General features: G+C 53.3%; 20 protein-coding genes. 11 read left to right on the top strand and 9 right to left on the bottom strand.

All coding sequences use genetic code 11. The annotated features are described in order from the left end of the window. Window positions 1–74 precede the first annotated feature (74 nt). The gene (locus tag ABFZ83_RS03745) at window positions 75–740 is read left to right on the top strand and encodes an FMN-dependent NADH-azoreductase (protein WP_411818089.1); all 666 of its coding nucleotides are present in this window, start codon (window positions 75–77) and stop codon (window positions 738–740) included. 38 nt (window positions 741–778) lie between these two features. Here the strand turns inward: ABFZ83_RS03745 and ABFZ83_RS03750 are convergent, their stop codons facing one another. Continuing rightward, window positions 779–1771 (bottom strand): bile acid:sodium symporter family protein, encoded by a 993-nt coding sequence (locus ABFZ83_RS03750; protein ID WP_411818090.1) that lies wholly within the window; start codon window positions 1769–1771, stop codon window positions 779–781. Window positions 1772–2003: 232 nt separating this feature from the next. Here ABFZ83_RS03750 and ABFZ83_RS03755 point away from each other — a divergent pair, with 232 nt between their 5' ends. The 3 genes from ABFZ83_RS03755 (at window position 2004) to dnaE (ending at window position 9437) form a co-directional block, all read left to right on the top strand. Further along, entirely contained in the window at window positions 2004–3095 is a 1092-nt protein-coding gene (locus ABFZ83_RS03755) for an acetamidase/formamidase family protein (protein ID WP_411818091.1), read from the top strand. Window positions 3096–3223: 128 nt separating this feature from the next. Next, a complete protein-coding gene (locus tag ABFZ83_RS03760; protein ID WP_411818092.1) occupies window positions 3224–5587 on the top strand; it encodes an acetamidase/formamidase family protein in 2364 nt (787 codons plus the stop codon). Between the two features lie 400 nt (window positions 5588–5987). Further along, window positions 5988–9437: a DNA polymerase III subunit alpha gene (gene dnaE, locus ABFZ83_RS03765; RefSeq protein WP_411818093.1), complete on the top strand. Its 3450-nt coding sequence runs from the start codon at window positions 5988–5990 to the stop codon at window positions 9435–9437. On the opposite strand, the gene galU is transcribed toward dnaE, so the two are convergent. Beyond that, window positions 9434–10315 carry a UTP--glucose-1-phosphate uridylyltransferase GalU gene (gene galU / locus ABFZ83_RS03770; protein ID WP_411818094.1) on the bottom strand — a complete coding sequence of 294 codons (882 nt, stop codon included), beginning with the start codon at window positions 10313–10315 and terminating at the stop codon, window positions 9434–9436. The two genes, dnaE and galU, sit on opposite strands and share 4 nt — an antisense overlap. 265 nt (window positions 10316–10580) lie before the next feature. Here galU and ABFZ83_RS03775 point away from each other — a divergent pair, with 265 nt between their 5' ends. Beyond that, on the top strand, window positions 10581–11402 hold the full coding sequence (locus ABFZ83_RS03775; protein WP_411818095.1) for a DUF502 domain-containing protein: 822 nt from the start codon (window positions 10581–10583) through the stop codon (window positions 11400–11402). On the opposite strand, the gene recG is transcribed toward ABFZ83_RS03775, so the two are convergent. Then, window positions 11399–13483 (bottom strand): ATP-dependent DNA helicase RecG, encoded by a 2085-nt coding sequence (recG, locus tag ABFZ83_RS03780; protein ID WP_411818096.1) that lies wholly within the window; start codon window positions 13481–13483, stop codon window positions 11399–11401. The two genes, ABFZ83_RS03775 and recG, sit on opposite strands and share 4 nt — an antisense overlap. Window positions 13484–13559: 76 nt before the next feature. Here recG and ABFZ83_RS03785 point away from each other — a divergent pair, with 76 nt between their 5' ends. Both ABFZ83_RS03785 and ABFZ83_RS03790 read left to right on the top strand, forming a co-directional pair. Then, window positions 13560–13952, top strand: coding sequence for a hypothetical protein (locus ABFZ83_RS03785; protein WP_411818097.1), 393 nt, complete (start codon window positions 13560–13562; stop codon window positions 13950–13952). Continuing rightward, window positions 13942–14724 carry an NUDIX hydrolase gene (locus ABFZ83_RS03790; RefSeq protein WP_411818098.1) on the top strand — a complete coding sequence of 261 codons (783 nt, stop codon included), beginning with the start codon at window positions 13942–13944 and terminating at the stop codon, window positions 14722–14724. The genes ABFZ83_RS03785 and ABFZ83_RS03790 overlap by 11 nt, the downstream gene beginning before the upstream one ends. Here ABFZ83_RS03790 and ABFZ83_RS03795 read toward each other — a convergent pair. After that, a complete protein-coding gene (locus ABFZ83_RS03795) occupies window positions 14721–15311 on the bottom strand; it encodes a lysostaphin resistance A-like protein (RefSeq protein WP_411818099.1) in 591 nt (196 codons plus the stop codon). The two genes, ABFZ83_RS03790 and ABFZ83_RS03795, sit on opposite strands and share 4 nt — an antisense overlap. A gap of 4 nt (window positions 15312–15315) precedes the next feature. Beyond that, window positions 15316–16794 (bottom strand): helicase HerA-like domain-containing protein, encoded by a 1479-nt coding sequence (locus ABFZ83_RS03800; protein ID WP_411818100.1) that lies wholly within the window; start codon window positions 16792–16794, stop codon window positions 15316–15318. Between the two features lie 274 nt (window positions 16795–17068). Here ABFZ83_RS03800 and ABFZ83_RS03805 point away from each other — a divergent pair, with 274 nt between their 5' ends. Together ABFZ83_RS03805 and ABFZ83_RS03810 are read left to right on the top strand one after the other, a co-directional pair. Next, window positions 17069–17581 (top strand): hypothetical protein, encoded by a 513-nt coding sequence (locus ABFZ83_RS03805; RefSeq protein WP_411818101.1) that lies wholly within the window; start codon window positions 17069–17071, stop codon window positions 17579–17581. Between the two features lie 187 nt (window positions 17582–17768). Beyond that, the gene (locus ABFZ83_RS03810; RefSeq protein WP_411818102.1) at window positions 17769–18119 is read left to right on the top strand and encodes an Hpt domain-containing protein; all 351 of its coding nucleotides are present in this window, start codon (window positions 17769–17771) and stop codon (window positions 18117–18119) included. On the opposite strand, the gene ABFZ83_RS03815 is transcribed toward ABFZ83_RS03810, so the two are convergent. After that, entirely contained in the window at window positions 18109–19284 is a 1176-nt protein-coding gene (locus ABFZ83_RS03815) for a vWA domain-containing protein (RefSeq protein ID WP_411818103.1), read from the bottom strand. The genes ABFZ83_RS03810 and ABFZ83_RS03815 overlap by 11 nt on opposite strands. Before the next feature lie 137 nt (window positions 19285–19421). Here ABFZ83_RS03815 and gabT point away from each other — a divergent pair, with 137 nt between their 5' ends. Continuing rightward, a complete protein-coding gene (gene gabT, locus ABFZ83_RS03820) occupies window positions 19422–20732 on the top strand; it encodes a 4-aminobutyrate--2-oxoglutarate transaminase (protein WP_411818104.1) in 1311 nt (436 codons plus the stop codon). Here the strand turns inward: gabT and ABFZ83_RS03825 are convergent. The 3 genes from ABFZ83_RS03825 to ABFZ83_RS03835 all read right to left on the bottom strand — a co-directional run bounded on the left by ABFZ83_RS03825 (window position 20729) and on the right by ABFZ83_RS03835 (window position 24051). Further along, window positions 20729–20974, bottom strand: a complete 246-nt coding sequence (locus tag ABFZ83_RS03825) for a hypothetical protein (RefSeq protein WP_411818105.1) — start codon at window positions 20972–20974, stop codon at window positions 20729–20731. The two genes, gabT and ABFZ83_RS03825, sit on opposite strands and share 4 nt — an antisense overlap. A gap of 178 nt (window positions 20975–21152) precedes the next feature. Further along, entirely contained in the window at window positions 21153–22154 is a 1002-nt protein-coding gene (locus tag ABFZ83_RS03830; RefSeq protein ID WP_411818106.1) for a 2-oxoacid:ferredoxin oxidoreductase subunit beta, read from the bottom strand. A gap of 10 nt (window positions 22155–22164) precedes the next feature. Then, the gene (locus tag ABFZ83_RS03835) at window positions 22165–24051 is read right to left on the bottom strand and encodes a 2-oxoacid:acceptor oxidoreductase subunit alpha (RefSeq protein ID WP_411818107.1); all 1887 of its coding nucleotides are present in this window, start codon (window positions 24049–24051) and stop codon (window positions 22165–22167) included. Window positions 24052–24392: 341 nt separating this feature from the next. Here ABFZ83_RS03835 and fsa point away from each other — a divergent pair, with 341 nt between their 5' ends. After that, window positions 24393–25046: a fructose-6-phosphate aldolase gene (gene fsa, locus ABFZ83_RS03840; RefSeq protein WP_411818108.1), complete on the top strand. Its 654-nt coding sequence runs from the start codon at window positions 24393–24395 to the stop codon at window positions 25044–25046. The last annotated feature ends 17 nt before the right edge of the window (window positions 25047–25063 follow it).

The raw sequence follows: 25063 nt of genomic DNA on the forward strand, positions 1-25063 counted from the left end.
ATATCATTTGTACTATCGCAATGAAACCATACTTAGCCAGCAGTCGCAGATCGATAGATTAGGAGAGTTTGGCTATGGATACGGTTCTTGTCATTGACGGCAGCGCGCGGACCTATGGTTCAGATATTGCGAGCTTTGGATCGCATACACGGCGAATTTCGCACCTGTTCGCGGAAACATGGCGCTCGCAGCGCCCCGAAGATTTGATTTTACATCGAGAAGTTGGGGCCGTGCCGCCATCGCCCGTTGATGCGGATTGGGTTCATGCCGCCTTTACGCCTGCGGAAGAACGCACTTTCTGGATGCAGCAGCGGCTCGCCGAGAGTGACAAGCTCGTGGATGAGCTTATTGCCGCTGATGTGATCGTCGTTGCCGCCCCCATGTATAATTTTGGATTGCCAGCGCAAATCAAAGCCTATGTCGATAACGTCGTTCGGGTTGGGCGCACCTTCGGATTTGACCGGTCACGCGATGGTGAACCCTATTGGCCGCTCCTTGAGGGGCAGAACAAAAAACTCGTCACGATCGCTTCGCGGGGCGATTTTGGTTATGACGACCGCCTCAAACATATGAATAATGTTGAAACAGGTATAGAGATTCCGTTCTCGTATATCGGCATTACCGACCATTACCGCATTGCTGTAGAATATGATGAGTTTGCGGATGAACGGCTGCAGGCATCAATTAAACGGGCCGAGGAAAATACCAAGGATCTCGTTGCGACGCTTATTGCAGCATAAATTTTCGATACCGGGCCGCAGCTGAATTTGCCTTCACGTTATTCAGCTGCAGGATTGGCAACCAGTGATTGCTTTTCTGCATAACGCTGGGCGAGCATTGCACAGACGATTAATTGCAATTGATGATAGAGCATCAAAGGCAACAAAATCAGGCCAAGCGAGGGTGAGCCGGCAAATAGAATTTGCGCGATTGGGGCCCCATTTGCGAGGCTCTTTGTTGAACCGCAAAAGACGGTCGCAACTTCATCTTCTGTTGATAGGTTTAATCGCCGTGAGGCAAAGATTGAAACGGCGATAGCCGCGAACAGCAAAATCATCACGATGATTGCAGTTACGAAAAATTGCATAATGCTGAATTGTGTCCATACGCCGCCAAGGACGGAGCTGGCGAAAGACGCATACACAATCATCAAGATAACGCCGCGATCAAACCGCGATAAGATCCATTTATGTTTCGCAAGTATCGGCGCAATTATTGGGCGCATCAACTGGCCGAGCACAAAAGGCGCGAGCAAGGTCAGGGCGATGTCGACGATGGCGTCTCCAATTGAAAGGCCGCCCATTGTTGTTGTGCTGACAATTCCCATCAATGCGGGCGTAATAATCATGCCAATAAGGCCCGAAAGCGTAGCGTTGAATACCGCAACCGGCACATTACCCCGCGCAACGCCCGTTAGCGCGACGGAAGAAGAAATCGTCGAGGGAAGCGCTGCAAGGAAAAAGAAGCCGAGGCGTAATATGTCAGGTAATAGTTCGCCCGTCGCAAAAAAGATAATGAGGCCGATGATCGGGAACAAAACAAAGGTCATTCCCTGGATCAGGGTGTGAACACGCCATTTTTTAACGCTGCTAACCAGCTTTTCTCGCTCCAGATTGGCACCATGCAGAAAAAACACCAGCGAAATACCAATCGCGATGATCCGTGTAAGATTGATCGGACTGTCATCTGCGGCAGGGAAGGGAAAGATAACCGCAAGAATAACCATCGCGATCATCAATAGAATAAAGGTATCCGGTAAAAAGCGTTTCATATGCTTGATCTAATTCTTCTTGCCATTATGGGTTTTAAATAATACCGCCATTGATCGCTGGGTCTCGGCTAATAAATCTTCATTACCTATTAGCTTGGTGTATTGCTTTGTGTTTGATTACTGCCGCCCAAAAATTTTCCGTTTTCTGACGCCATAAATTTCAGTGCGCCACATATCAAGAAGAATTTCCAGCTTCCGTTTCTGCTTGGACGGGTAGTTGAGGAATTTAATTGTGGCACTTATTTGCGAACCGGGACAACAACGCGCCGATACCAAACCAGGCGCACTTCATCATTTAAAAGCGACACCGGAAACAGTTCACTGGGGGTATTTCCACCCGAATATCAAACCGGCGCTTCGGGTTAAAAGCGGTGATCTAATACAGGCCGAAGCGGTTACGCACCATGCAGGTGATGCGCCCGACCTTATGATGGACGAAGGGGTCAAGGCGATATGGGAAGGGGTTGCGCCGGAAGATAGAGCGCCCGGCGTTCATATTATGACCGGGCCAATCTTCGTCGAAGATGCGCAGCCGGGTGACATGCTTGAAGTTCGGTATTTCAAGATGATCCCGCGTTGTAATTACGGCTCCAACCTCGCTGCCAATTGGGGGCATCTCTATCAGGAGTTCGACGAAAAAGAGCGCGTCACGATTTATGAGCTGGATCCCAATGCGAATACGGCGCAAGCGCTTTATGCTTATGATTTCGAGGGGAAATATCTAATTCCGGGAACTGTTACCCACTGCCCGGAATGTGACAAGGAAGAGGCGCTGACAGGGGTGCGTATTCCGGCGCGACCACATTTGGGGACGGCAGGGGTCGCGCCGGCGGTTGATGAGCGTGTCAGCACAATTCCGCCGGGCAAACATGGGGGCAATATAGACAATTGGCGCATCGGGGCAGGGGCAACAATGTATTACCCGGTGCAGGTCGAGGGTGGGTTATTTTCGATTGGGGACCCGCATGTGAGCCAAGGGGATGGCGAGATCAGCGGAACAGCAATCGAGGCGTCGCTTGATGTTCTGTTCCAGATCATATTGCGCAAGGACTTCTCGTTTCCGTCGCCACTTCTTGAAACCGATGATCATTGGATCGTCCACGGGTTCCAGGAAGATCTCAATAAGGCGATGAAAAATGCAGCCGTCGACATGCTTGAGCTACTGACGGAGCATCAAGGACTAAGCGCGAATGATGCCTATTCGCTAATGAGTGTCGCCACCGATTTCGGCATCACGCAGGTGGTCGACGGCACGCAGGGAATTCACGCGCGCATTGATCGCGGAATCTTCCCGAACAAGGGAAGTGTTAAAGACCCGGATTAAAAACATGACGATTTAACCAGCCATTACAGATGATTTTTGAACGGATCAGTTGACGTTGCCGACTGATCCGTGCGTTACTTTTTTTCTGTAAAGGTCGATAGTAATTTTGTCGTCGCGCGGGTTTGGTGATGGCGGCACAGTTGCACCGAGCCGAATGCGTATCAAAATCGGGCGACGTTAAATTGCTTTTCACAACGAATGCATATCCCAAGCAGCAGCGGCGCGATGCGTGGAGCTTCGTGCTACAGCGTTATTCGTTCATGCTCCATAGTTGCGATAATTTGCTCTATGGGGAATTGGCGAGCTTCAAGAGCAGTCAGGATGTTCAGTTCATCCGAATTGCATCAACCGCGCAGTCGATCCAGCTCAATCTGGAGGATGATACGGGCAGCTTTTGGCTGATCCTCGTTCAGGACGGTACGGTCACCGCACGCTCGGAGGTGAGCGAGTTCGACGTCCATGCGGGCGACATCATCTATGGCGGCGTGGATGTTCCGGTTTTGCTGCAATCCGATGGCGAGCATCGAATGTTGGTCGTGCTCGTGCCAGCTTCGTTTTCATCGCTTATGCCGGGGATCAATTTCGACAAGGATATGTCGCCGATTGCCCATGAAACCCCGATTGGGCGAATGATGGCCGGGCTTTTGGATTCGGTCGCTGAAACAATTGTCGATTTGACGGACGATCATATTCGCCCCGTCGAAACCGCACTGCCGAGCTTCATGTCCGCGACATTGATGCACAATGCGCCCGTCAAAGAGCGGGGTGGCACCGCCGGAGCCAAAGCCGCCCTTTTGGAACGGATCTACCATTCGATCGAAATGCGGCTTGGTGATCCTGAACTCAATGCGGATATGATTTCAAAGGAGCATGGGCTTTCGACGCGCTATCTCCAAAAACTGTTCGAGGCTGCGGGCGACAGCGTTAGCCAATATATCAAAAACCGACGGTTAGAGCGGTGCCGGCTCGATTTGCGCAGCCCGCTTCATGCGCAACGTTCAATCTCGGAAATCCTGTTTCAATGGGGGTTCAACGATTCGGCGACCTTTAGCCGTTCATTCCGCGAAAAATATGGAATGAGCCCGCGTGATTATCGCCGCGCCCCGCCAGAAGAGGTGGAAATCGCCGAAGTTCCGCAACGGGGGCGGCCACCAACGGCAAAGGATCAACAAGTCGATCCGCATAAAGAGGATAAACCCGGTAGCGAGACTGAAAAGAGTGAAGCCCCCTATGACGGAGTTCAAAATCCTGTCCGGCATCATCATTTGCCGGCGTCTGTTGAGAATGTGCATTGGGGGTATTTTTCTAGCGCGCTAAAACCTGCGTTATCTGTCCGGTCCGGCGATTTCGTAACTATCGAAACGCTGACCCATCACGCCTATGACGATTATGAACGCATGATCGAAGGGGACGCCGCCGTCGAGGCAGTGTTTGAGTGGACGCCCGAGAGAAAAGCGATTGAACGTCGCGGTGCCGGCCCGATGGATGCCTCGGTTGCGGGAAGGGGCGCAGGTGAGGGCTTTGGCGTTCATATCTGCACGGGACCAATTGAGGTTCAAGACGCTGCGGTGGGCGACGTTCTTGAAATTCGAATTCTCGACATAAACCCGCGCCCGAGCGGCAACCCGCGTTTCATGGGCCGCAGTTTCGGCAGTAATGTCGCCGCCTATTGGGGATATCATTACGGCGACATGCTGACGGACCCGGTCCAGCGCGAAGTCGTTACGATCTATGAAATCGAGCGGGCCCATGGGCGGTCAAATGCCCATGCGGTTTATAATTTCCGCTGGAAGACGCAAACCGATCCATCCGGTGTCGCGCATGAGCGATATGACTATCCCGGCGTTCCGGTCGATCATGATTTGATCGAAAAGAACTATGACGTTTTAAGCAATGTCGAAATTCCCGTGCGGCCGCATTTCGGCGTGATTGGTGTCGCGCCGCCAAATAGCAAGCTGGTGGATTCGGTGCCGCCCTCCAATTACGGCGGCAATCTCGACAATTGGCGGATTGGACCGGGTTCAAGCCTGTTCTTGCCGGTCGGCGTGCCCGGCGCGCTCCTGTCGCTTGGTGACCCACACGCCTCGCAAGGGGACTCCGAGCTTTGCGGGACCGCCATTGAATGTTCCATGACGGCGATGGTGCAATTGGTGCTTCATCCCGCGTCGGGCATGCAAGGGCAGGTCAGGGATCTCGATTACCCACTTTTAGAAACGCGCGATGAATGGGTGATATTCGGCTTCAGCTATCCGAACTACCTCAAAGAGCTGGGGAATGCCGCGCAGTCTGAAATCTATAAAAAATCGTCGATCGATTTGGCGATGCGCGATTGTTTCCATAAGGTTCGGCGTTTTCTTATGTCAGCTAAGGGCCTCGATGAAGATGAAGCGATTTCGTTGATCTCCGTTGGCGTTGATTTTGGTATCAGTCAGGTCGCCAATGGAAATTGGGGCGTGCACGCACTAATCCGCAAAGAAATGTTTACATCGTAACGTCGCGCAACGGTGTCTTTGTTCTCTGACTTGTTTCGTCAATCACGTTGACTGAAGCCAGGTTTTGAATAGCCGAACATCTCGAAATGGATATTCAAGTTCGGGAAATTTCGACATAAAGAATCCCGCTGGCTCGCCCTCACTAAACCGCACAGTGAAATACATCTCCTGCGAATCTGTCGTCTGATTTTTTGTTTTAGGGCGCTTGCAATGAGAACAAAAGGAGAATATAGAACATAAACGGAACAGAAGAGGAGTTGGCTATGGAAAACGAAAGCTTGCGTGACGTCGTCGGACTCGGCGTATTGATCTTGGTAATCGGCGCGGCGCAATTCTGGGGCACACTTCTCGGAGCCTGATCGCGCGCTTTTTCAACTCCGTTAACGGCGGAAGGCTCTGAATGGCATCGCACTTCGTCCATCTCCATCTTCACTCGGCGTATTCCCTTGCGGAAGGGGCCATACCGGTGAGCCGGATCAAGGATCTCTGCCTTGAGGATGGAATGCCAGCGGTCGCGGTTACGGATACTAACAACCTATTTGGGGCGCTTGAGGTCTCAACCACTTTGGCGGGTGCCGGTGTTCAGCCAATTATTGGCTTGCAGCAGGCTTTCGACGCGAAAGAGTTCGGGCTTCAAATTGCGCGCGGCTCGCGCAATCCGCCGTTGGTTTTGTTGGCGCAATCCGAAGCCGGTTACGAGAACTTACTGAAGATCACCAGCGAAGCCTTCCTCGCATCTCGGTCGGAGGAAGGGGCTTGTGCGTCTCTTGAATGGCTGGAAGGGCGTAGCGATGGTCTGATCTGTCTTACTGGTGGGTATGACGGGCCGATCGATAAATTGCTCCGCGAAGACCGCGAGGGCGACGCCCGGGAGGCGTTAAAGCGGCTTCATGCGCTTTTCCCTGACCGGCTATATGTTGAATTGCAGCGTCACGAGGCGCGCAATCATGAAAGTGTCGAGCCGACGCTAATCGATCTCGCTTATGAACTTGAGTTGCCGCTGGTGGCGACCAATGAGCCATTGTTTCCTGCGCCGGATGATTACGAAGCACATGACGCTTTATTGTGTGTCGCCGATGGCGCTTATGTTCATCAGGATGATCGGCGCAAGGTAACGCCGGATCATTATTTCAAAACCAGCAAACAAATGATCGAGCTGTTTTCGGATCTACCGGAGGCCATCGACAACACGATTGAGATTGCGCAGCGTTGCGCCTATCGCCCCCGTTTCCGCGACCCGATTTTGCCGAATTTCGCAAGCGAGGGATCGGTTGCCGATGTGACCGCCGAAGCGCAAGAGCTCGAACGCCAGGCGCGCGAGGGGCTCAAGGCACGGCTCAAGGCGGTGCCGCCGGCGGCACCCGAGGAAGATTATTGGGATCGATTGCAAATCGAGCTCGATATCATCAACCGGATGGGTTTTCCCGGTTACTTTCTTATCGTTTCCGATTTTATCAAATGGGCAAAGAACGAGAACGTACCCGTTGGGCCCGGCCGTGGTTCTGGTGCTGGTTCGCTCGTCGCTTGGTCCTTGACCATTACCGATCTTGATCCGTTGCGATTTGGGCTTCTCTTCGAGCGCTTTCTTAATCCTGAACGGGTCTCAATGCCTGACTTCGATATCGATTTCTGTCAGGACCGCCGCGATGAAGTTATCCGCTATGTTCAGGAAAAATATGGCCGTGATCGCGTCGCGCAGATTATTACTTTCGGTAAATTGCAGGCCCGCGCGGTGCTTCGCGATGTCGGGCGCGTATTACAAATGCCCTTCGGTCAAGTGGACCGGATTTGTAAGCTGGTGCCCAATAATCCGGCTAATCCGGTTACGCTGAAAGAGGCGTTAGAGACTGAGCCGCGTTTGCGCGAAGAGCGCGATAGCGAAGAGGCCGTTGCGGCCCTGATCGAAAAGGCGCTCAAGCTCGAAGGGCTTTATCGTCACGCATCTACGCACGCAGCGGGGGTTGTCATCGGTGACAGGCCGCTTGACGAACTTGTGCCGCTCTATCGCGATCCGCGTTCCGATATGCCGGCAACGCAATTTAACATGAAGTGGGTTGAACCGGCAGGGCTCGTAAAATTCGACTTTCTCGGGCTCAAGACGCTTACCGTGATCGCGCGTGCGGTCGGGTATGCGGCCGAGCGCGGCATCGAAATCGATATCAGCGAAATTCCGCTCGACGATAAGCTGACCTTTGACATGTTGGGCGAGGGGGCTGCGACTGGGGTCTTCCAGCTCGAGAGTACGGGCATGCGTTCAACGCTGCGCGCGATGAAGCCTGATACGCTTGAAGATATTATCGCGCTCGTATCGCTCTATCGTCCGGGCCCGATGGAAAATATTCCAACCTATATCGAACGTAAACAAGGTAATCAGGAGCCGGATTACCTGCATCCCCTGCTTGAAGGTGTTCTAAAGGAAACCTACGGGGTTATCATCTATCAGGAACAGGTGATGCAGATCGCGCAGATCCTTTCCGGTTATTCATTGGGCGAAGCGGATTTGCTGCGTCGCGCGATGGGTAAAAAGAAAAAAGAAGAGATGGATCTTCAACGAATTCGTTTCGTTGATGGCGCGAAAAAGAAAGACGTCGATCCGAAAAAATCATCGTCAATCTTTGACCTCGTGCAAAAATTTGCGGGCTATGGTTTCAACAAATCCCATGCTGCGGCCTATGCCTATATTGCGTATCAGACGGCGTGGCTGAAAGCGAACTACCCCGCCGAGTTTCTGGCAGCGTCGATGTCGCTCGACCGTGCGAATACGGATAAGCTTGCAATTTTCTTGAAGGAAGCAAGGCGGATTGAGGTTGAGGTTCTGCCGCCTCATGTCAATCATTCAAAGGCGGATTTCTCGGTAAAGGATGGTGCCATTGTTTATGCACTCTCTGCTGTCAAAAATGTCGGCGAGGGCGCGATGGCACATATCGCGGATGAGCGCGAGAAAAACGGGCCATTCAGAGATTTATTCGATTTTGCCGAACGTGTTGACCTAAAACAGGTTGGCAAACGGGCGATCGAAAACCTCGCGCGCGCCGGTGCTTTTGATGGTCTGTGCGGTTCGCGAACCCAAAGCTTTGCGTCGGCTGAGCTTCTTATTCGGTATTCCGCTGCGATATTTGAAGAGCGCAATAGCGATCAAGGTGGCCTATTTGCGATGGACAGCGCGCCATCGCTCGATAAACCGAAATTGCCGCGTCCAGAAGAATGGTCGCAGCAAGTCCGGCTTGATGAAGAACGCGCAGCGGTCGGCTTTTATTTCAGTGGTCATCCGCTCGATGATTATGAAACCGAATTGCGTCGGCTTAACGTCGTTTCCTATAACGAAGCTTTAGCCCGGGCCAAATCGGGGCGCGCTGCCTTGCAGATGGCTGGGGTTATTCGTTCTGTCCGTATGCGTCGTTCTAAATCCGGTAAGCCATTCGCCTGGGTTGAGCTGTCGGATGCGAGCGGCGAATTCGAGATTACGGTTTTCTCAGAAACGCTGAATTCTTCACGCGACCTTATGGAATCGGGCGCAATGGTCCTGGCGACGGTGACTGTCGAGGATCGTGATGGGGATGTGCGCTTTACCTGTGAAGGAATGCGAAATCTCGATGACGCTGCGGCGGCGTCGGTTTCGCAATTGCGGGTTAGCGTCACAACTGTCGATGCTCTTGATGGATTAAAACGGCGGCTAGATGCCGTTCGGCCTGCGAGCGCCCGCGAAAGCGGGTCGGTCGTGGTTGTGATGCGATTGCCCGAAAGCGGTCGTGAAGTTGACCTTGCGCTTCCGGGCGTAGCGGCCTGTACTCCGGCCATGCGCGGTGCACTCAAAAATATCGAAGGGGTTGCAGACGTCGAGCTGATTTAAACGGCGTTTTGGATAAAATCCTTTAGGCCATCAGCAAATTCCGGCCGCCTTAAGCCGAGTGCGATATTCGCTTTGAGCCAACCCAGCTTATCACCGCAATCATGGCTTTCGCCTTCATATTCATAGGCGAAAAATTGCTGCGCTTTCATCAACTCGTCCATGGCGTCGGTCAATTGAATTTCACCGCCAGCGCCGCGCGGGGTGTTTTCCAGCAATTCGAAAATTTCAGGCTGAAGGATATAGCGACCGGTGATCGCGAGATTGGATGGCGCTTTTTCTGGTGCAGGCTTCTCCACCATGCCTGACATTTCAAACATACGTCCGCCACGTTCACCCTTGGGTGCAACAATACCGTATTTGTTTGTCTGATCCTGCGCGACTTCCTCGACCGCGATGATATTGCCGCCGGTTTTGTTATATTCCGCCACCATCTGGGAAAGACAGCCCGTCGGCGCTTTGTCGGTTTTCGCAATGACAACGTCGGGCAGGGAAATTGCGAATGGTTCATCACCGATGATGTCGCGTGCGCACCAGATCGCATGGCCCAGCCCCAGAGGTGCTTGCTGTCGAGTATAGGATAGCGCGCCCGCCTTGGGGATCGTGCTGCGAACGCTCTCAAGAATTTCGTTTTTGTTTTTGGCAGCCAGTCCGGCTTCCAGTTCGAACGCATGGTCGAAATAATCTTCGATCGCACCTTTGCCCCGCCCTGTGACGAGCACCACATGTTCGATCCCGGCCTCAAATGCCTCGTTCACCACGTAATCAATCAACGGGCGATCGACGAGCGGCAAGAGTTCCTTAGGCGTTGACTTCGTCGCCGGTAGAACGCGGGTTCCATGGCCAGCGACCGGAATGACAACTTTGCGAACGGGTTTCATACACACTCTCGTTGTTTAAGGCTTCCACAGCTCGGATGAGCGGCCAATTCAATCTTATCCCCATGCCCGCTTCCAAGATCAACTCCGGCTTATGGCGATTGAACATGTCAAATTTGATAATTTCTTATAAATAATCGATTTTTTGCCTTTCTTACGCCATTGAAACAATCGGATAATATGCGGTGTTATAGAGATACCTTGTAGAGCGCGCCGCGGGCACGCATATGATACGGAATTGCGGCCGCTATTCAGATATGAGCGATAAATGAGCCAAGACAACGAACATAAACACAGCGATCATGGCGACCATAGGGGAGGCCATGGCGGGGATACCCCGCTGATCCAGCCACAAAAGCAAAGCTTTTTCGGCAGCCTTTGGTCGAGCTTTCTGGCGGGTGTCGTTGTGGTCGCGCCAATCGGCATCACGATCTGGCTATTTTATCTGTTGTTCACGGGGCCGATGGCGAAGCTTGACGCCTTCGTGAAACGAACCCTGCCGGTCGGCGATACCACGCTTGAAAAAGTGCTTCAGGTTTTGCCCGGCGTTGGCGTTTTGGTTGCTTTTATCGTTCTTGTGATCCTCGGTGCGCTCGCCAAGAATTTTGTCGGCCGCTCTTTCATTCGCGCAGGTGAGCGATTGATTGAAAGCGTTCCCGTGGTTCGCAATGTATTTGGCTTTTTCAAGAATGTTTTCGAGACCGCGTTGCGCCAGTCAGACCGCTCCTTCAAGGAAGTCGCGCTGGTTGAATATCCGCGTAAAAATGCGTGGGTGATGGCTTTTGTTGTAGGCGAAACAAAAGGCGAGGTGATGGCGAAGCTGGATGATCAGGGCGACGCCCTGACGTCGATCTTCATTCCAACGGTCCCTAACCCTACATCCGGTTTCCTGCTTTTCGTGCCGCGTAGTGACCTTCGGATTTTGCGCATGTCGGTGGAAGAGGCCGCAAAGGTCGTGTTCTCGCTTGGTCTTGTCGTCCCGGAATATACCGATGGCGCGGCAGCTGCTGCGAAACTTGAGGAAATGGCTGCGTCGGCGGCTGAAAAGGAACCACTCAGAAAGCGGCTTTTTAAAAGCTGGAAAGACTAACCTGCGCTGAGCAGTTTAACCGCATCATCGCGATTAAAGAGGTATAAGAGCGCCCTTAGCGCTTCGCCGCGTTCTGATTTTAGGTCGGCATCGCGGCGAATGATCAGTTCCGCATCATCGCGCGCGGCGGCCAATAACTCTCCGTGTACGGCAATATCGGCAAGGCGAAATCGCGGGAAGCCTGATTGCGCAGCGCCCAAAACATCGCCCGCGCCCCGCAGACGCAGGTCTTCTTCGGCAATCACGAAACCGTCTTCTGTTTCCCGCAAAACATTGAGCCGTGCTTTGGCGGTTTCGCCCAAGGGGGCCTTATAAAGCAGAATACAGCTTGATTTTTTATCGCCGCGGCCGACCCGACCTCTAAGTTGGTGTAGCTGCGCAAGGCCAAACCGTTCGGCATGTTCGATGATCATGATGGTGGCGTTCGGCGCGTTGACGCCGACTTCGATGACCGTCGTTGCGATCAGAACTTTTATCTCGCCATTGTAAAAACGCTCCATGATCGCGTCTTTGTCTGGCCCTGCCATTTTCCCGTGAACCAAGCCAACCTGATCGCCAAGCGCGGCTTTTAAGGTCTCGAAGCGCTCCTCGGCGGCCGTCAGGTCGAGAACCTCTGACTCTTCGACAAGCGGACAAACCCAATAGGCCTGTTCACCATTTGCGGTCGCGCGCCTAAGACCCGCAATGATCTCCTCGATCCGGTTCATCGGGATCGTTCGCGTATCAACCGGTTTTCGCCCCGGCGGTTTTTCGGTAATGCGGCTATGATCCATATCACCATAAGCGGTGAGGGATAGCGTGCGGGGGATCGGAGTTGCGGTCATGACCAAAAGGTCGGGCTTTGGGCCTTTTTGCGTTAAGGCAACCCGCTGGCGAACGCCAAAACGGTGTTGTTCATCAATAATGACAAGGCCAAGATCCTTAAAAACAACGTCGTCTTGAAATAAAGCGTGGGTGCCGAGCAATACATCAATTTCGCCATTGGCGAGTTTTTCAAGCGTCGCCCGCCGCTGGCTGCCTTTGTCGCGACCCGTCAGTATACCAAGCGTTATGCCCGCAGCATCCGCAAGCATCGAGAGCGATTCAAGATGTTGCCGCGCCAGAATCTCGGTCGGTGCCATAAGCGCGCTTTGCGCGCCGCTTTCGGCGGCAGCCAGCATGGCGAAAAATGCGACGATGGTTTTCCCGGACCCGACATCGCCTTGCAACAATCTGACCATTCGCTCGGGCGCTTTCATATCCGTATAGATATCATCAAGCGCTTGTTCCTGCGCGCCGGTAAGCGCAAATGGCAGGGCTTTTCGCGCTTTGTTGCGCAAGCTATTGTCGCCGAAAATAGAGCGGCCGCGTGACTTGATCCGCGCCTTTCTAATCAACAATAGCGCCAATTGATTGGCCAATAGCTCATCATAGGCAAGGCGCTGACGCGTGGGGGCCATTGCGGATAATTCCGCCTGACTTTCGGGCGCATGCATGGCGAGCATGGCTTTTTTCCAATGCGGCCAATCCCGCGCTTTAAGCCAGCTTTCATCTTGCCATTCCGCAATGTCTGGCACGCGCTTTAGGGCTTGCGCTACGGCTTTGCGCATAACGCCGGCGGTCAGGCCTGCCGTCAGCGGGTAGATCGGCTCGAATATTGGCATTTCGTCCGGCTTGTCAGGGTCAGTGACGTAATCCGGATGGGACATTTGGCGCGCGCCATTAAACTCTTCGACCTTGCCAGAGATCAGCCTTGTTTCGCCCTCGGGCAGAATGTTTTGTAAATAATCGGCACGCGCGCGGAAATAAACGAGGGTGATAAAACCTGTTTCGTCGGAACAGATAACCTTATAGGGCAGGCGTCGGCCTTTTGGCGGCGGATCGTGCTTGTTGACGGTGACGCGTAGAGTCAGGATCTTGCCGGTCGGCGCTTCGGCGATTTTTGGCTGGAATGATCGATCAACGAGGCCCGCTGGTGGTGTCAGGATCAGATCAACAACGCGCGGCCCCGCTGCGCGGCCAATTAGCGCTGCGATTTTTGGCCCGACACCGGTTAAAACCGTAATATCGGAAAATAGAGGATTGAGAATCGAAGGCCGCATCGTGATGTATTAGCGCTGTTTTTAAGGCTTTTCCATTTGCCAGTTAGAGATAAAAGAGGTCCCGGAGGACAATAACATGATCAGACTACTCGCCGCAGCGATCATAGCGGTTATTGCGGGATTTGCCGTAACAAAGTTTGTCGAAGCAATCGGGGTCGGATTTACCGGCGCTGACGTCACGGTCGGCTATAAAGCCGTATTGGCTGTTAGCTGGTTTATCGGCTCGTTTGTTGCCGCGTTAATTGCGCTCTTGATCGGTCGGCGATGGGCACCTCTGGGCGGGCTCGCGGCGAGTTCGATTTTTCTGGCGGCAATGATTGCGATGTTTTCAAACCCATTGGGCTGGGTTTTGTGGGTCTGCGCTGCGGTATTAACTGGCCTTGGCGGATATGCAGCGATTAAACTGACAAAGGCGTCGAACATTCATCCGAATTTGCGGCCAGACGAAAGTATTTTTGATGAGCAATAAATACATTCCCGCGGCGACAATATTGTTGTTGCGGGATGAACCGTCATTCGAAGTTTTGATGATCGAACGTCATGCGGATACACCTTTCGCTGGCGGCGCTGTTGTTTTCCCCGGTGGCCGGATTGATCCGGGTGATCATATTGAGGCGTGGACGGAGTATAGTACCGGGTTGGATGCTGTTCCGCCTGAACAAAAAGCACCCCGTGTGGCGGCAATAAGAGAGGCCTTTGAAGAAACCGGCATGTTACTCGCGCGGCGTGATGGAACACTAATTGACCACGAAATTTCGGCAGAGCTCGCTTCCTGGCGCGATATTGTCGAGCAGGATGACAGCCAGTTTTTTGAGATGGTCAAAAGATACGAGCTAAGCCTCGCGATCGATGCGCTGCATCTCTATTCGCGCTGGAGACCACCCGAAAATGCCCCGCACAGGCGTTATGACACGTGGTTTTTTGCGGCGAAAGCACCGGAACATCAAACCGCGCAAGCGGATGGCGGTGAGGCGCTGGAAATTTTATGGACATCGCCAAAGGCGGCGATTAGCGCGCGCGACGAAGGTAAGGTCAAAATGATCTATCCGACATCGCGCAATGTGGAATTACTGGGTGTCAGCGAAACGGTTTTGTCCGTTTTCCAAAATGCGGCGGCGCGCAAAATCGAGGCGATCACGCCTTTTGTCAAAGAACGCGACGGCAAATCATATTTGGCGATCCCGGAAAATTTGGGCTATCCCGTTACGGAAGAGCCGCTCGAAACAGCGTTCAGAAGCTAGTCAAAATTCATGGATTTGATCGCGCGGCGCGTATATTCGAGCGCAGCAGCGTCATATAGCGCGTGGACCACAATAGGCGTCAGCAAATTATCCGTAATCGCATAAATGATACCTAAATAGGCACCGACGCATCCTGCGATTAAAGCGTAAAGCCATGTCCGCATATGCAAAAGACCGAATAGGATATTCGTCAGCAGGATCGCAAAAGCGATTGGGAAATAGACATCAAGCCATGTCTGAAAAACACCCCGGAATAACAATTCTTCACAGACACCGGCGGCAATCGCCATTGCCGCAATCCGCGGCGGTGTGAATTCGAATCCGATTTGCGAAAAAAATTTAATCTGTGCCCGGCGGAAGGAAGAAAGTTTCTCAAGCGTCGTATTCGAAAACCACCATAAAAATGCAACCAAGGGTACCGTGGCAATAACACCGATGAGAAGATCATTAATGTTAAACTGAATTTGCGGCGCAAGCGGAGTCCGCAACACGAAACTCAAACCGATCGCCACAAGCCCCATGAGGGCAGTGCCCATCATGACAACGGCGAACGGTTGCGTCGGTGTGTCGTTGGGTTGTTGGTTCATGCAATTAGCGCCGCTTCAAAGTGCCAAGCAGACCGCGAACCAGTTCACGCGCGAGCGTGCGAGCGGCGGATTTGAACGCGGCTTCGCCGACGGTTTGGCGATTCGAGCGGCGGCGTGTGCGTGATTTCGTTGTGCGTTTCTTACTGGCAGATTTATTCGCCTTCGCCTCTTTTTCGGCAGCTTTTTCCGCGGCTTCCGCTCTTTGTTCGGCGCGTTTTTTCAAATCCTCATAGGCGCTTTGGCGGTCAATGGCTTCGTCATATTTATCCGCCATATCGGAATAGCGCATGATGTCTTTGCGCTCTTTTTTGGTCAGCGGTCCCATCCGCGAAGACGGCGGGCGGATCAATGTCCGTTCGACGATACCGGGCGCACCTTTGCTCACGAGTGTTGAAACAAGCGCCTCGCCAATTCCCAACTGGGTAATCACATCAAGCGTTTTAAAGGCAGGGTTCGGACGAAATGTGTCTGCGGCCGCGCGCACAACTTTTTGCTCGCGTGGGGTAAAGGCACGCAACGCATGTTGAAGGCGGTTGCCGAGCTGGCTCGAAACGGAATCCGGAACATCGAGCGGGTTTTGCGTGACGAAAAACACGCCGACCCCTTTTGACCGGATTAACCGGACAACCTGTTCAACTTTTTGGAGCAGCGCTTTGGGGGCGTCATCGAATAACAAATGCGCTTCGTCGAAAAAGAAGACCAGACGCGGCTTGTCCGGATCACCGATTTCCGGCAATTCTTCGAACAATTCCGAAAGCAACCAAAGCAGGAAAGTCGCATAGAGCTTTGGCGTATGCATTAATTTATCAGCAGCAAGAATATTGACGATCCCTTTGCCTTCGTCAGTGGTGCGAATGAAATCCATCAGATCAAGGGCGGGCTCACCAAAGAAATTCTCAGCGCCCTGTTCTTCGAGTGCGAGTAAGCGCCGCTGAATAGCCCCGACTGACGCACGCGAGACATGACCATATTCCGCGGAAAGCTCTTTTGCGCGATTTGCAATCTCGACCAAAAGCGCCCGCAAATCCTTTAGATCGAGAAGCAAGAGCCCTTCATCATCCGCAAGCCGGAAGGCGAGGGTCAAAACGCCTTCTTGTGTGTCATTGAGATCGAGAAGGCGGGATAATAATAGCGGCCCCATTTCTGAGACCGTTGCGCGGATCGGATGTCCTTGCTTGCCATAGAGATCCCAAAAGCAAACCGGGAAATCGCGCGGCGTATAGGGATTAAGGTCAATCTTTTCGGCGCGCTCAAGAAGGAAGTCTTTCATCTCAACCGGCTGGCCGAGGCCCGATAGATCGCCTTTCACATCGGCGACGAATACCGGAACACCAGCATCGGAAAATCCTTCAGCCATGATTTGTAAAGAGATGGTTTTTCCCGTTCCGGTTGCACCGGAAATCAGCCCATGGCGATTCGCGTATTTCAGCTTCAGTTGTTCGGCTTTCTCGCTCTTTCCCAGAAATATGGATTGATCCGACATTTGCCCTCCTGAGGCTGAGAATTGCTCTTAACAAGCCTGTAACGCTTGGTTTTAGCGGGCGAGCGCCATATCGCAACCGCCAAATGCCCGTAATTACTGACATATCTGTAATCGACAAGCCACAGTTGGTTGTAGGTGGCGGCATTTACCCGCTCGCGTAAACAAGGTAAATTAAGACTGTTGCGTATGGAAATTAACGCTGCAGTGTGCAGCCAATCGGGGCCACGTAACGCTAATTACATCGGACAATGAGTAAACAAAGGAAGGGGCGATCATGCTCAGAATTCTTCTCGTTATCGCCGTCGCACTGGCGGTTATCTTAGGACTAACGACGCTAATGGGTAATGACGGCGACTCGGTCAATGACGCCGCCGAAGAAGCCACAGAGGCAACGGAAGATGCAGTAGATGCAATGGACGAAGCCGCTGACGATATGGGCGAGGCAGCGAACGATGCCGGCGAGGCGATGGAAGACATGGCGGACGAAGCTGCTGCGGAAGCCGATGAAGCGTCTGGTGATTGGATGGACGAAGCTGGCGAAATGGCGGAAGACGCCGGTGAGGCCATCGGTGATGCCGCTTCCGACGCGAAAGAAGCTGCTGGCGAAATGGCCGACGAAGCTGGTGAAGCGATGAGCGACGCCGCTGCTGACGTTAAAGAAGCTGCAGGCGACATGATGGGCGAAGCCGAAGAGGCTGCGGATGAAGCGGCTGATGCTGCGGAGCAAGCCGCGGATGAGGCGGAAGAGGCTGCGGATGAAGCTGCTGACGAAGAGCCAAACAACTAAGACCGGCTTTTCAACCTGAAATACAGTTGAATTAAAACACCGTCCTTCGATTACGAGGGGCGGTGTTTTTTTCTTGTTCTTAACGAACCGTTCACCATGACATTTAAAATTTTAATAGCCTCTCAGGATTTTGCCCCTACCGTCGGCAATCAATAAGCAAAAAGCAAATATGCTCTAGGGTGCGAATGTGACAAAGCAATTGATCGATATGGAACATTTGGAGAAATATGTGTCCGGTGATGTCGCCTTGCGCGATGAAATATTGGGCATATTCGCCGAGCAGATCCGAAGCTTGCTGGCGCAATTCGATGTCGATCTCGAAGACGAAAACTGGAAAAACACCGCACATACCCTAAAGGGCGCATCGCGCGGTGTCGGTTCTTGGGAAATCGGAAATTTATGCGAGCAGGCCGAAGCGCTGATCGGTAATGTCCGCGCGAAACACGAATCCCGCGCGGCATTTCTGGTGACGTTACGTCACTTGGTCGATGCGACGGTTCAGGAATGTAACCGCCTGAGAACCCCTGTTAGCGCTTAAGCTCGTTCATTGCGTTCTCAATACCGCCCAGCGTTAGCGGGAACATTCTGTCTCCGATCAGTTCCCGAATTAATTGGGTCGATGGCACATAATCCCAGCTGTCTTTTTGAACAGGATTGAGCCAGACCACACGCTCATAAATGTCGGTCAGGCGCTTCATCCAGATCGCGCCGGCTTCTTCATTGAAATATTCAACTGACCCACCGGGTACGGTGATCTCGTAAGGTGACATCGACGCGTCGCCGACAATGATCACCTTGTAGTCATGTGGATATTTATGAAGAACGTCCCAGGTTGGAATCTTTTCGGTCCAGCGGCGGCGATTGTCCTTCCAGACATAGTCGTAAAGGCAATTATGGAAGTAGAAATATTCCATATGTTTGAATTCAGCGCGCGCTGCGGTGAACAGTTCTTCGAGCGTTTTGATATAGGGGTCCATTGATCCGCCAACATCAAAAAACAAAAGCACCTTGATCATATTGCGTCGCTCGGGGCGCATCTTGATGTCGAGATACCCGGCGCGGGCCGTGGCATCGATCGTGTTATCAAGGTCAAATTCGTCGGGCGCACCTTGTCGCGCGAATTTGCGTAACCGGCGCAGCGCCATTTTTATGTTTCGTGTGCCCAGTTGCACATCGTCATCCAGGTTCTTGTATTCGCGCTTTTCCCAAACCTTGACGGCGCGGCCCTGGCGTTTGCCTTCGTTGCCAATTCGGACCCCTTCGGGGTTATAACCGCCCGAGCCATAGGGTGAGGTGCCGCCGGTACCAATCCACTTATTGCCGCCTTCATGGCGCTTCTTTTGCTCCTCAAGGCGCTCTTTGAGCGTTTCCATGAGTTTGTCCCAACCGCCCAGCGCCTCGATCTCGCGCATTTCCTCCTCGGAGAAATAGCGCTCGGTCATCAGGCGCAGCCATTCTTCCGGGACTTCGGCCGAGATTTCCTCTGAAATGGTCTCAAGGCCTTTGAAGACGTGCGAGAATACCCGATCAAATTTGTCGAGATTGCGCTCGTCTTTTACGAGCGACGCCCGGGACAGATAATAGAAATCTTCGACCTTACGACCGGCAAGATCGGCGTCCATGGCCTCCATTAAGGTCAGATATTCCCGCAAAGAAACGGGTAAGCCAGCGGATTTCAATTCGTGAAAAAACTTTGTGAACATGGTTGCTATTGTAACGGCGCTCGCGATGAGGGAAAGAGCGCTATACATCTGGCATTCAGCCGCAGGAAGGCCCCCCTGTACTTATTGGCCGATCATGCTACAGCCGATTACATGCGCATCTAACCGGAGCCGGAAAAATGGACCACGGAAATAATCAATTTGCCTCGAACGAATCCCTGAAATCTCGCCGCGACGACGCTTGCCCAGTGGGCTTGCCGTCAAAGTCAGGCATTTATGCGGCGCGCGCTCAAGGCGCTGAGCTGTGGGACGTTGAAGGCAAGCGCTATATCGATTTTATCGGCGGGATCGGCGTTTTGAATGTCGGCCACAGCCACCCAAAAGTCGTTGAAGCGATTTCAAAACAGGCCAGCAATTTTGTGCATACGGCCTTCGGTATTGCTCAATATGAAAGCTATGTCGAAGTTTGCGAAAAGCTCAACCGGCTGACACCAGGCTCTACGCCAAAGAAAACCGCGCTCTTTAATTCAGGGGCAGAGGCCGTTGAGAACTCGATTAAATTCGCGCGTCAGATTACGGGGCGTCCCGGCGTTATCGCTTTCTCCGGTGCCTTTCACGGCCGCACATTATTGGCGACAACACTAACCGGGAAATCGAAACCCTATAAGGTCGGCTTTGGCCCATATGTACCGGCGATTTTCCACGGGGAATATCCTGATGCCTATCACGGCGTGTCTGTCGCGGATGCGCTCGCAAGTGTCGATCATATTTTCAAATCGATGATTAACGCGAATGAAGTGGCGGCGATGATCGTTGAGCCGGTTCAGGGCGAGGGCGGGTTTAACCCGGCACCGAAAGAATTCCTCGAAGGGCTTCGTGCGAAATGCGACGAACACGGAATTTTGCTGATCGCGGACGAAATTCAATCCGGCATGGGCCGGACCGGTAAATATTTCGCCTTTGAAAATGCAGGCGTTGAGCCGGACTTTATTTGTATCGCAAAGTCGATCGCGGCTGGTCTGCCGCTTTCGGCGCTGACCGGTAAAGCCGAGCTAATGGATAAAGTTGTTCCCGGTTCAATGGGGTCAACCTATGGCGGCAATCCGGTCGCCTGTGCTGCAGCGCTCGCGGTTTTTGACATCATCGAAGAAGAGGGGCTGTTAAAGCGCGCTCTTGAAATCGGCGAAAAGACCGAGAAACGCTGGCGCGAGCTTCAGAACGGGGTCGCAAAAGGCGTTATTGGTGATGTCCGCCGAGTGGGCGGCATGTGCGCGGTCGAATTCGTAAAAGACGGCGACCCGAGCAAGCCAAATGGCGAAGTTGCTGCGGCGATCCTCACCGAGGCGCGGTCGCGCGGATTGATCATGACAACCGCTGGTGCTTATGCGCAGTGCTTGCGTTCTTTGGTTCCGCTGGTGGTCAGTGATGAGCTGCTGGACGAAGGTCTCGATATCTTTGCCGGTGCTACGGAAGCTGCGTTAAAGGCTTAGTCCTGTTTTGCTGGATCCCGGCTCAAGGCCGGGATGACGGTGGTGGGGTTTCGACCCGAGCCTCGGGCGTCATTGCGGGCTTCGACCCGCAATCCAGTAGAGAGCACAGCGCAGGCGAGTAGATCCCGGCTCAAGGCCGGGATGACGGTGGCGGGGTTTCGACCCTGGCCTTTGGCGTCATTGCGGGCTTTGACCCGCAATCCAGTAGAGAGCGCAGCGCAGGCGAGTAGATCCCGGCTCAAGGCCGGGATGACGGTGGCGGGGTTTCGACCCTGGCCTCTAGCGTCATTGCGGGCTTAGACCCGCAATCCAGTAAAGAGCGCAGCGTAGGTGAGTAGATCCGGGCTCAAGGCCGGGATGACAGTGGCGGGGTTTCGACCCTGGCCTCTGGCACCATTGCGGGCTTAGACCCGCAATCCACTAATCTTTTTTCCAGACACTACCTTTGCGAAGAGCGTCGGCGACTTTGCCGGTGCGCTTTCCTTGGGTCGGGTGATGGCTCCAGAAAGCATCATCAAATGACGTTGCCGGCGCGCGATAAATCACGCCAAGCGGCATGGGGAAGCCCTCTTTCGGCAGGGTCAACAACATCTGCGCAATTCCGCGATTGGTCTCGTCATGGACAAGAATTTCAGATTGCGGCGTGTGGTTATCGCCCACATCAACAATCTCCAGCGTGAGTGTCGCGGTATTTAGTTTCAGGCCCTTTGTTCCGTTTGCGAACAATAATGGCTGGCCATGCTGCACATGAAGCTGCGTTTCTTTGGCTTGCTTCTTGTTGGTGAAATCCTCGAACACGTCCTTGTTGTAGACGATGCAGTTTTGGAAAATCTCGACAAATGCCGCGCCTTTGAACTCGCGCGCTGAGGCCAAAACAGGCGACAGGTTTTTCGCATCAGTATCAACCCCGCGCGCGATGAACCGCGCACCGGCACCAAGCGCGAACGCACCCGGCGAAACCGGTTGGTCAATCGAGCCCGCTGGCGTTGATGGCGAACGCGTACCCGGCCGTGATGTCGGCGAATATTGCCCTTTGGTCAGGCCGTAAATTTCATTATTGAACAACAGGACCTGCACATCGACATTCCGGCGCAGCACGTGAAGCAAATGATTGCCGCCGATGGAAAGACCGTCGCCATCACCGGTCACGATCCAGACATCGAGGTCCGGATTGGCGATTTTCAGACCGGTCGCAAAAGTCGGTGCGCGCCCGTGAATTGTGTGAAAGCCATAGGCATTCATGTAATACGGAAAACGCGAAGAACAGCCGATCCCGGAAACAAACACCGTTTGATCGGGGTCCGCCTGAACATCGGCCAGCGTTTTCTGCACGCATTTCAAGATCGCGTAGTCGCCGCATCCGGGGCACCAGCGAACTTCCTGATCGGTTGCAAAATCTTTTGCGGTAAGTGGCTTGTTCATTGTTTCGTTCCTATTCCGCAGCCTGTATCTCGCCAGGGAGGTTGGCGCGGATCGCATCTGATATTTCGGTAATCTTGAACGGCTGGCCTGATACTTTATTCAGTTGCACGACTTCCACGCCGAGCTTGTCGCGAAGAAGTGTTGCACACTGACCAAAATTCATTTCGGGCAACAAGATACGGTCGTATCCAGCCAAAAGGTCGCCCAGATTTTTCGGCAATGGATTGAGCCAACGCAGGTGGATTTGCGCAACATTCAAGCCTTCTTCGTTAGCCTGATGCACCGCGCGCCAGATTGCGCCATGGGTCGATCCCCAGCCGACAACCGCGAGGCGGCCTTTGCTTGGCCCCTGCTCGACCTCTTGGTCCGGAATGAACTTGGCGATGGCGTCAATTTTCGCGGCGCGCATTTCGCCCATCACCTGATGGTTTTGCGCGTCATAGGAAATATCGCCGGTTTCGATGTCTTTTTCGAGACCGCCAATACGATGCGCTAGGCCTTTCATACCCGGCGCGACCCATGGGCGGCCAAGGCTTTCGTCATCCCGTTTCCAGATCGCTTTTTTAACGTCGGTCGGATCATCCGTAGACGGCGCTTCCGGTGCGGCATGAGTTTCAATCGGTGCGAAATCTGCCATATCCGGCAAGGCCCATGGCCCCGCAGCATTGGCGATATAGCCGTCGGTCAACAGGAAGATTGGCGTCATATGGCGAACCGCAACCCGCGTGGCTTCGATCGCTGCATCAAAGCAATCGCCGGGTGATGAGGTCGCGATCACTGGCAATGGCGCGTCGGCGTTACGGCCATAAACCGCCTGATAAAGGTCTGATTGCTCGGTTTTCGTCGGCAGGCCGGTCGAAGGGCCACCCCGTTGAGAATTGACGATCACGAGGGGCAATTCCGCCACCATGCCAAGGCCAATGGCTTCGCCTTTAAGCGCAATACCGGGCCCTGATGAGGAGGTTACGCCAATTGCGCCGCCATAGGATGCGCCGATCGCTGCGCAGCAAGCTGCGATTTCATCTTCCGCTTGAAAGGTTGCAACGCCAAGCTCACCCATTTTGGAAAGGTGATGCAGGATCGGTGAAGCGGGCGTAATAGGATAGGAACAGAAAATCACGTCCCGATCCGCCAGCTCGCCCGCAGCGGCAAGGCCAAGCGAAAGCGCTTCGGCACCAGTTATCGAGCGATAGTCGCCTGATTGCATCGGCGCTTCACCAATCACGAATTGCGGCAGCTCCGCAGAAAGCTCAGCGGTTTCCGCAAAGGCATGGCCTGCGTCTAATGCAGCAAGGTTGCCGGTAAGCACTTCCGGTGCTTTTTTCGCGAATTTTTTGTGCGCCCAATCGATAATGGGTTGGCGGTCACGGCCAAACATCCAAAGGACTGTGCCTAGCGCCCAGAAGTTTTTGCACTGCTCGGCGTCGCTCTTGGAAAGACCATGCGGCTTCACGGCTTCCAGCGTTTGGGTCGAGATGTCGATCTCAACGACTTGGTAGTCGTCTAATTCACCGGTCTTGCGCGGGTCTGCGGCCATGTTGGCTTTTGCAAAATTCCGGTCGTTGAAAGCATCCGTATTCAGAATAATCAGCGCGCCCTTTTGAAGGAGCGGTAAATTCACCTTCAGCGCAGCAGGATTGAGCGCGACGAGTACGTCAGGTTGATCGCCGGCGGTTGAAATACGTCTCGCGCCGAGATTGATCTGGAAAGCGGAAACACCAAAGGTTGTTCCTACTGGCGCGCGAATCTCAGCCGGAAAGTCCGGGAAGGTCGAGAAATCAGCACCCGCAAGGGCGGTTGATTCCGCAAATTGCGATCCCAATAGCTGAACGCCGTCGCCGGAATCCCCTGCGAAGCGGACAACGACCGAAAGATTATCCGGAGTAATTTTTGTCATGGATTTAGACCCATTTGCCGTTTAGCCGGCTAGCATGGCAATATTGCCCATAAAAACAACCGCGTGCCTATCAGGAATTGCCTTTTTGCCCGCGCACTCGAAATTGCATATCTCAACCTCCGGCGAAGAAAACAAGCCCCTAAAGGGGTGGTCTCGCAACTTGGTGATAATTCGTCGCGGATAGGCCAATTTTTGCTTTTCTGCTGATTAGAAAAACTGCGAAACTCAGCGACTTAGGGCAGGATAGTCTCTGCGCGCGCTGAGGCTATCCTGAACGGACAGTCCGGGTTAATAGGGGGCTTTCCGAGGCCGATTTAGATGATGAACAAGAAAGACTAGCGATGAAATTCTTTGTGGACACCGCAGAAATTAGTGAAATCCGGGAGTTGTTACCCTTGGGGGTTGTGGATGGCGTAACGACCAATCCGAGCCTGATTATGAAATCCGGCCGCGATTTCCGCGAAGTAGTGGCGGAAATCTGTGAATTGGTCGATGGACCAGTCAGCGCCGAAGTTACCGCGCTTGAAGCCGCGAAAATGGTCGAAGAGGGCAAATCGCTCGCGAAAATCGCCAATAACGTCACCGTTAAGCTGCCCCTGACGGTTGATGGCCTGATCGCCTGTAAGGCGCTTTCCTCCGAAGGGATCGACACCAATGTCACCCTTTGCTTCTCCGCCAATCAGGCGCTTTTGGCCGCAAAAGCAGGCGCGACGTTCATTTCGCCCTTTATCGGGCGGCTTGACGACATCAATATCGATGGAATGGACCTAATCCGCGAAATTCGCATGATTTACGATAATTATGATTTCCGCACGGAAATACTTGCGGCTTCCATTCGGTCACCAAATCACGTTAAGGATTCTGCGATTGCAGGTGCGGATGTCGCGACCGTTCCGCCAAAGGTTCTAACGTCGCTCGCAAAACATCCGCTTACGGATAAAGGGCTGGAAGCATTCATGGCTGATTGGGAGAAAACCGGCCAGAAAATTATCTAGCACTACGGGAAAGCATA

Origin of the sequence: Hyphococcus formosus (genome assembly GCF_046736345.1) — a bacterium.
GTDB classification, from domain to species: Bacteria; Pseudomonadota; Alphaproteobacteria; order Caulobacterales; family Parvularculaceae; genus Hyphococcus; species Hyphococcus formosus.

Excerpts from the sequence above, each read along its gene's own strand:
- ABFZ83_RS03795 (WP_411818099.1), bottom strand. The coding sequence starts at position 15,311 with ATGAACCAACAACCCAACGACACACCGACGCAACCGTTCGCCGTTGTC.
- ABFZ83_RS03790 (WP_411818098.1), top strand. The coding sequence starts at position 13,942 with ATGAGCAATAAATACATTCCCGCGGCGACAATATTGTTGTTGCGGGAT.
- ABFZ83_RS03800 (WP_411818100.1), bottom strand. The coding sequence starts at position 16,794 with ATGTCGGATCAATCCATATTTCTGGGAAAGAGCGAGAAAGCCGAACAA.
- ABFZ83_RS03805 (WP_411818101.1), top strand. The coding sequence starts at position 17,069 with ATGCTCAGAATTCTTCTCGTTATCGCCGTCGCACTGGCGGTTATCTTA.
- ABFZ83_RS03760 (WP_411818092.1), top strand. The coding sequence starts at position 3,224 with ATGGCGGCACAGTTGCACCGAGCCGAATGCGTATCAAAATCGGGCGAC.
- ABFZ83_RS03785 (WP_411818097.1), top strand. The coding sequence starts at position 13,560 with ATGATCAGACTACTCGCCGCAGCGATCATAGCGGTTATTGCGGGATTT.
- fsa (WP_411818108.1), top strand. The coding sequence starts at position 24,393 with ATGAAATTCTTTGTGGACACCGCAGAAATTAGTGAAATCCGGGAGTTG.
- ABFZ83_RS03775 (WP_411818095.1), top strand. The coding sequence starts at position 10,581 with ATGAGCCAAGACAACGAACATAAACACAGCGATCATGGCGACCATAGG.
- gabT (WP_411818104.1), top strand. The coding sequence starts at position 19,422 with ATGGACCACGGAAATAATCAATTTGCCTCGAACGAATCCCTGAAATCT.
- galU (WP_411818094.1), bottom strand. The coding sequence starts at position 10,315 with ATGAAACCCGTTCGCAAAGTTGTCATTCCGGTCGCTGGCCATGGAACC.
- ABFZ83_RS03745 (WP_411818089.1), top strand. The coding sequence starts at position 75 with ATGGATACGGTTCTTGTCATTGACGGCAGCGCGCGGACCTATGGTTCA.
- ABFZ83_RS03830 (WP_411818106.1), bottom strand. The coding sequence starts at position 22,154 with ATGAACAAGCCACTTACCGCAAAAGATTTTGCAACCGATCAGGAAGTT.
- recG (WP_411818096.1), bottom strand. The coding sequence starts at position 13,483 with ATGCGGCCTTCGATTCTCAATCCTCTATTTTCCGATATTACGGTTTTA.
- ABFZ83_RS03750 (WP_411818090.1), bottom strand. The coding sequence starts at position 1,771 with ATGAAACGCTTTTTACCGGATACCTTTATTCTATTGATGATCGCGATG.
- ABFZ83_RS03835 (WP_411818107.1), bottom strand. The coding sequence starts at position 24,051 with ATGACAAAAATTACTCCGGATAATCTTTCGGTCGTTGTCCGCTTCGCA.
- dnaE (WP_411818093.1), top strand. The coding sequence starts at position 5,988 with ATGGCATCGCACTTCGTCCATCTCCATCTTCACTCGGCGTATTCCCTT.
- ABFZ83_RS03815 (WP_411818103.1), bottom strand. The coding sequence starts at position 19,284 with ATGTTCACAAAGTTTTTTCACGAATTGAAATCCGCTGGCTTACCCGTT.